This is a genomic window from Cobetia sp. (assembly GCF_983723665.1).
The window spans coordinates 15,275-22,192 of sequence record NZ_CFDJES010000041.1 but is presented as its reverse complement, the minus strand read 5'-3'; the positions used below and the strand labels follow the sequence as shown (position 1 = coordinate 22,192).

Sequence of the window (6,918 nt, the reverse complement as noted above, 5' to 3'; positions counted from 1 at the left end):
CGCAGCGTGGAGAACTCGCGACGCAGCGGATATTCCCGTCGATAACGCACGAAGCCCTCGGCATTGCCGAACCGACGCTGATAGCGACGCAGGCCCAGCGCATCGCGGCGCACGTCATAGCAGGCGCGTACGCAGAGCCCCAGCGCCTCTTCCGGCGGCGCCCAGCCCGTCAGCACCAGCTTGCGCAGCCACGGGTCCGGCTTGAGCTGACCCAGCTTGCGGCGCGCCGGCAGCCCGAAGTGACGACAGGCCTGCTGATAGATGATCTCGGTGCCCTGCATCTTGCCATCCAGGCTATGCCCGGCGATGTGCGGCGTGGCGATGTCCACCAGTGCGGCCAGCTCGGCATCGATATCCGGCTCGTTTTCCCACACATCCAGCACGGTCAGCAGGTCAGCCTGCTCCTTGAGGCGCTGCTTGAGCGCCGCGGTATCGACACAGCCACCGCGGCCGGCACTCAGCAGCACGCTGCCGGGCTTCATGGCGCGGATGCGCTCGGCATTGATCAGATGATGGGTCGGATGCTCGCCACCGGTGACCATCGGGGTGTGCACGCAGATGACATCACACTCGGCGACCAGCTCATCGAGGTCCACGAAGCGGGACTTCTCGGGGCGCTCATCGCTCTGGCCCTCAAGCGCGGCGCGCGGCGGGTCACAGACCAGCACCTCGGCACCCAGCGACTCGAGACGCTTGACCAGTCGTGACCCGACCTGACCGGCCCCGACCACGCCGAAGCGGCGGTCCAGCTGCAGATCCAGCCCTTCCTGCTCGGCCAGATGCCACAGCGACGACAGCACGTAATCCACCACCGAGTCGGCATTGCAGCCCGGCGCGTTGGTGAAGTGGATATCGTTGGCCGCGAGCCATTCGAGATCGGCATGGTCGGTGCCGATGATCGGCGAGCCGACGAAGCGCACCCGCGTTCCTTCCAACAGCGCCTGATCCACGCGCAAGGTAGAGCGACAGATCAGCATGTCGACGTCCTTGAGGACGGCATTGGTGATCTCGCGAGTCGGCATGCAGGTCACCTCTCCCAGTTCGGAGAAGAATTCCTCTGCCAGAGGGACGTTATCGTCCACGATGATGTGCATCTGTTGCCTTTCCTTGCTGTGGCAATGAGTGTCGCTGCGGGTTCACGGGCCAGCATGAGCGCCTTAGTGACTTCACACCTTGCCGCAAGGCACGTGAAGATTACAATGGTATGCTTGCTTGCCCGCCGCCGTGCCATCTTAGGCGCACGCAACGGGCGTCACAAGCTCATGATTGAGTCCAGCCACCATCGTTTCGCCTCGGGAGTCACGCGTGATCATCCGCTGGGAAAGCCACCACGATTACGTTCTGGTCCATGTGCATCAGGACATGTTCGGCGACTGGATCGTCAGCCGCTCATGGGGCCAGATCGGCACCCAGTTCGGCGGATTGAAGCACGATCTCGCCGAAAGCCACGAACAGGCCATGACCTGGGTCAGCGACCTCGCCCACATCCAGGCCTCACGCGGCTATACCAAGGTGCTGGAGGCCACGGCCGATAGCCCGGAAGCCGAAGACGCCATGCGCCAGATGTCGCTGCTGGAGAGTTAGTGCGCAGCACGGTGCCGGACACGAAAAGACCGCCGCTACCCTGAGGTAGCGGCGGTCTTTTTGCACCAGCTTATAGCGACACGTCTGCGCCGCTCAGCGCAGAAAGCGACGCCCGTTGCGCAGGGTGGACCCCTGCGGCTCAGTGGCTGAGTCGTGCTCGGCCGGGGGCGTGATTTCGACACCCTGCTCGAGGCGCTGCTCGACGCCCTGCGCGCGCAACCACTCCGGCAACACCTCTTCGCCATCGGCCAGCGAATACTCCGCACCCGAGGCGCTCGCCAGTACAGGGATGCGGGTCGCGTAACGCTCGCTCAGCTGCGTGTCGAAGGCGATCTCGACCCGCGTGAGCGTGACATCCGCCCCCAGCGCCTGCAGCGTGGCTTCCAGCCGAGCACACAGATGACAGCCCGCCGTGGTGTAGAGCCACAGCGGGACGCTGGCCATCGCTCAGCCCTTCACATCGCTGGCGCGACGGATGCGGAAGACGTGGTGGATATCCGGACGACGCTTGAAGTCCGGGTCCAGCAGCTTGCGCGACAGGTCTTCCACCACATGGTGCTGGCTGACGCTGTCATCCATCACGAAGCGACGATGGTTGTTGGAGAAGATCAGCGTGCCGCCCGGCGCCAGACTGGCCATCGCCAGGTCGATCAGGCGCGCGTGATCACGCTGGATATCCAGGGTGCCTTCCATCTTCTTGGAATTGGAGAAGGTCGGCGGATCGAGGAAGATCAGGTCGAACTCCTCGCGGGAGCGCTCCAGCCACTTCAGGCAGTCGGCACGCACCAGCTGATGGCGTTTCTCGCTGATGCCGTTGAGCTTGAAGTTCTCGCGCCCCCAGTCCAGATAGGTATTGGACATGTCGACGCTGACGCTCTCGCTGGCACCGCCCAGCACCGCATGCACGGTGGCCGTCGCGGTATAGCAGAACAGATTGAGCACCCGCTTGCCGTCCGCTTCCTTGCCCAGCAGCTTGCGCACCGGACGGTGATCCAGGAACAGGCCAGTATCCAGGTAGTCCTTGAGATTCACCCACAGCCGGGCATCGCCTTCCTGCACCTCGATACGCTGACCGGAGCTGTCCTGACGCGTGTACTGCGCCTTGCCCGCCTGACGCGTGCGTTGCTTGATATGGATATCGTTGGGCGAGCAGCCCAGCACCTGCGGAATCGCCGCCAGTGCATCCATCAGGCGGCGCTGCGCCTGACTGGCATCCACGGACTTGGGCGGCGTGTATTCCTGCACGTGCACGTGACGGCCATAGATATCGATGGCCAGCGCGTACTCCGGCATATCGGCATCGTAGAGGCGATAACAGGTGGTACCGCTCTGCTTGAGCCAGCGTGCCAATGACTTCTGGTTCTTCTTGAGGCGATTGGCGAACATCTGGCCGCCCTCGCTCAGCGCGGGCTGACTGCGGGCATCTTCGGCCACGCTGTCTTCGTCGACCGCACGCTCACGCGCCGCCACGTCGATCATCAACAGCTTGCAGTCGAGCTGACCGTTGCGGAAGGCGTACTGGCGATGCGCACGCAGGCCGAGGCGATGGCCGAGATCCGGATTGCCGGTGAACATGCCCAGCGTCCAGCCGCCGAAGTGGCGCTTCATGCGCTCACCCAGGCTTGCGTAGAGCGGCACCAGTGCCGGCAGCTCGCCCAGACGCTCACCATAGGGCGGGTTGGTCATCACCAGGCCAGTGGTGGCGCCCTCGGGACAGGTCAGCTCGGCGACGGAGGCGCCTTCCAGCTCGATCAGCGCCGGAATGCCGGCACGCATGGCGTTGGAGCGCGCGGCAGAAATCGCCTGCGGGCTGTGATCGCGACCGAACAGACGTGCAGTGACCTTGCGGCGCCCGGCAATGGCACGCTGCTCCATCTCTTCCCACAGGCCCTTCCAGATGCGCTCGTCATGGCGCCCCCAGTGACGGCAGGCGAACTCCTGGTTCAGCGACTGCGGCGCGATATCCGCCGCCATCAAGGCCGCTTCGATCAGCAGCGTGCCGGAGCCGCACATCGGGTCGACCAGGCTCTCGCCACGCGCCGCACGCGCCGGCCAGTCGGCCCGCATCAGCAGGGCCGCCGCCAGGTTCTCCTTCAGCGGCGCATGCGCGAGATCAGGACGGTAGCCACGCTGGTGCAGACTGCGCCCCACGAGGTCGATGCCCAGGGTGATGTAGCCATTGTGCAGGTGCGCGTAGATGCGCAGATCTGCATTCTTGCCATCGACGGTCGGCTTGTTGCGGCCTTCCTCGAACATCGCCTCGACGATGCCGTCCTTGACGGTCTGGGCACCGAAGAAGGTGTGGCGAATGTCTTTCCATGTTCCGTGGAAATCGACGGCGATGGACGCACGATCCGGCAATTCCATCGCCCAATCGACACCCGCACTCGCCTTGCGCAGTTGCTCGCCGGTGTCGACGCCACCCACGCGAGTGAGCAGACGAATGATGCGGTTGGCCAGTCGCGACCACAGGATGGTGCGGTAGGCGGTTTCCTGGCTACCGTTGAAGTGTACGCCAGCGACGGTCGTGCCAGTCACCTCGGCACCCAGAGCCGTCAGCTCATCGGCCAGCAGCGTTTCGATGCCACGCGGGCAGGTCGCAAACCAGGTAGAGAGCGAGTTGCTGGGCGCGCGGGGTGTAGTCGCAGAGGTCGTATCAGTCATGAATCTCTCACCGGCAGGTGCCGGACTTATTCCTGTGAGTTGGCTTCTGGCACTAGCGATATTCCTATACGGCTGTCGACAAGCCAGAGGCAGTGTTCTAAAAACTATAGGTGTAGCTGCAATTCGGAAAGGTGACACGCCATGCGAAATAGAGGATCAAGGGACACGAGCCTCATTCGGGCAGCCTACCTGTGCCGCTCAGGAGATCGGACTTCCGGCACGGCAAGGCAGTCGCTCTTTCACCATCACGCTCGAGCATATACAGGCAAGACCTTCCATCATCTCACACTCGTGACCTTTTCCGACAAGAATGGCCAACGACGCGAGGTGATGATGCACGAGGCCGGCAGTGCCCGACAGGGCATCGGCCAACTCTCTCACTCGGCATGTCCAATGGCAGGGACAACCGCGGCCAGACAAGGTCTCGCCGGGTACGTCTCTCCATCACTGGCACACAGTGCCGATGGGTTCTCACTTAGAGGTCATCCATGAAGAGACAGAAACGTGATCGCTTTCAGCGTGCCTATGTTCACGGCTACAAGGCTGGTGTCACCGGCCGTTCCCGTGATGATTGTCCCAGTATCGATGTCAATCTACGTGAATTCTGGATGAGCGGCTGGCGTGAAGGCCGCGGGGACCAGTGGTCGGGAATGACCGGCGTCTCCGGCATCCACAAGAACCCCATGGTGCTCAGCTGAGCACCGCATGACGCCAAGGTTCATCATCCGCGACCAGGAGGTCATCCCATTTCAGGAAAGCGGCACGTCACGGAATGACACTGGCAATACGGCGCCTGGCGCCTTTCACCCCGCCGACGCAGCCTGATGCGCTGCCCAAGCGGATTCTCCGGCATCACGCCACCGGCTCCTGACATGTTACAGGGTCGGCTGGCACGTACAGAGAGGACTCGAGGTGTTCACGGTGAGTCGGTTTAGCGACATCACCCGGAAAATCCCACGGAAGTCGCCCAGCGACACGTCAAATCACCAGGGAGGTAACGCCTTATTTCTATCTTGATGACGCGCGGCACTGACAGGCAAGAGACGCAGTAGGCAATGGGGCCGACTCGCTTCACTTCCTGAAAGGCCGAGATGTTGGCGCTCGTGTCGTTTCAATCGTGGTATGGCTCCAGAAGAGGAGGCGCAGCAGGCGACGGCCTGCGAGGACGACGGTCCAGCGCGGAGCACGACACGGGCAAACGTTCACCTTGACTGCATCAGCAGGTTCTTTCCAGGCCTGCTTCAACCATCCACGCACCCGATGAGCTCAAGGGGCCAACCCCCAACCGCCGTTTCTGACGGCAAAAGCGCTTCGCATCGTGCACGCTGGCTGGACATGGCAGCCAACACGACAACGGCAGATCACGCATCACTTCCCTGCCGTTGTCATATCATCATTCACGCCGGTACCGAGGCCGCCTTCTGATGTCAGGAGGCGGCTTTTCTGTGTCAGCCCTTCCCCACTCGCCCCTCTCTTGAAGCGCCGTGAGTGGGAGATACCAGCATCACGCTGCGACGGAGCCCAGGCCGGATCACACCTTGATCAGGGTATCGGCCTTCTCCAGTGCACGCGCGCACTCACCGATCAATGCCGGGCCGCGGTAGATCAGCCCGGAATACAGCTGCACCAGATCCGCCCCCGCGGCGATCTTCTCACGCGCACTCTCGCCATCGGTGATACCGCCCACACCGATGATCGGCATGTTCGGCAGCGCTTCACGCAGGCCACGAATCACCCGCGTCGACGATTCACGCACCGGGGCGCCGGAAAGTCCGCCCGCCTCCTGCGCATGCGGGCTACCCGCGACCGCCGTACGCTCGATGGTGGTGTTGGTGGCGATGACGCCATCGATGCCGTTGTCCGCCAACGCCCGCGCCACGAACAGGATTTCCTCGCTGTCCATGTCGGGCGCGATCTTGATCACCAGCGGTACCTTCCTGCCGCGCTCGGCATCGAGCTGATCGCAACGCTGGCGAAGCCCGGCCAGCAGCTGGCTGAGATGATCACCGAACTGCAGATTGCGCAGCCCCGGGGTATTGGGCGACGAGATATTGGCGGTGATGTAGTCGGCATGCGCATGCACGGCATCGAGGCAGACCAGATAGTCGCTCAATGCATCATCCACCGCCGTGGTCAGGTTCTTGCCGATGTTGATCCCCAGCACGACACCAAAGGCAGCACGCGCCTGACTGGCCTTGACCTTCGCGACCAGATGCTCGACTCCGGCATTGTTGAAGCCCATGCGGTTGATGATCGCCTGATGCTCCGGCAGCCGGAACAGACGCGGCTTGGGATTGCCGTCCTGCCCTTTCGGCGTCACCGTGCCGACCTCCACGAAGCCGAAGCCCAGAGCGGCAAGCGCATCGAGGTGATCGGCATTCTTGTCGAGACCTGCCGCCAGGCCAACGCGATTGGGGAATTCGAGCCCCATTAGCGAGACCGGATCACGCGGCGCTTCACCGCCCAGACCGCGCGCCATGCCGAGGCGATGTGCCATGTCCAGCGCACTCAGCGTCACACCATGAGCTGTTTCCGGGTCGAGCTTGAAGAGAAGCGAGCGAGCAAACGAGTACATGATGATCTCCAGACAGCGGGCGGCAGGGTCGTGACGACAGCATAGCTGGGCGCGAAGTATACCCGAAGCCCGCGGGGACAGACACTGCGCGCCGG

6 protein-coding genes are annotated in these 6,918 nt (G+C 63.1%); 2 read left to right on the top strand and 4 right to left on the bottom strand.

The features are described from left to right. On the bottom strand, window positions 1-1,094 hold a 1,094-nt coding region (gene pdxB / locus AC4FAH_RS06200; RefSeq protein ID WP_490245775.1), incomplete at its 3' end, for a 4-phosphoerythronate dehydrogenase PdxB. 211 nt (window positions 1,095-1,305) lie between these two features. On the opposite strand from pdxB, the gene AC4FAH_RS06195 reads away from it, so the two are divergent. Beyond that, complete coding sequence (locus AC4FAH_RS06195; RefSeq protein ID WP_043334304.1) at window positions 1,306-1,584, top strand: WGR domain-containing protein; 279 nt, start codon at window positions 1,306-1,308, stop codon at window positions 1,582-1,584. 93 nt (window positions 1,585-1,677) lie between these two features. On the opposite strand, the gene AC4FAH_RS06190 is transcribed toward AC4FAH_RS06195, so the two are convergent. Continuing rightward, window positions 1,678-2,028, bottom strand: a complete 351-nt coding sequence (locus AC4FAH_RS06190) for a glutaredoxin family protein (protein WP_490245774.1) — start codon at window positions 2,026-2,028, stop codon at window positions 1,678-1,680. A 3-nt stretch (window positions 2,029-2,031) separates the two neighbouring features. Continuing rightward, window positions 2,032-4,248, bottom strand: coding sequence for a bifunctional 23S rRNA (guanine(2069)-N(7))-methyltransferase RlmK/23S rRNA (guanine(2445)-N(2))-methyltransferase RlmL (gene rlmKL / locus AC4FAH_RS06185; protein ID WP_279836782.1), 2,217 nt, complete (start codon window positions 4,246-4,248; stop codon window positions 2,032-2,034). A 488-nt stretch (window positions 4,249-4,736) separates the two neighbouring features. On the opposite strand from rlmKL, the gene rmf reads away from it, so the two are divergent. Continuing rightward, entirely contained in the window at window positions 4,737-4,946 is a 210-nt protein-coding gene (gene rmf, locus AC4FAH_RS06180) for a ribosome modulation factor (protein ID WP_043334308.1), read from the top strand. Between the two features lie 833 nt (window positions 4,947-5,779). On the opposite strand, the gene AC4FAH_RS06175 is transcribed toward rmf, so the two are convergent. Then, the gene (locus AC4FAH_RS06175) at window positions 5,780-6,823 is read right to left on the bottom strand and encodes a quinone-dependent dihydroorotate dehydrogenase (protein WP_284727236.1); all 1,044 of its coding nucleotides are present in this window, start codon (window positions 6,821-6,823) and stop codon (window positions 5,780-5,782) included. Window positions 6,824-6,918 lie beyond the last annotated feature (95 nt).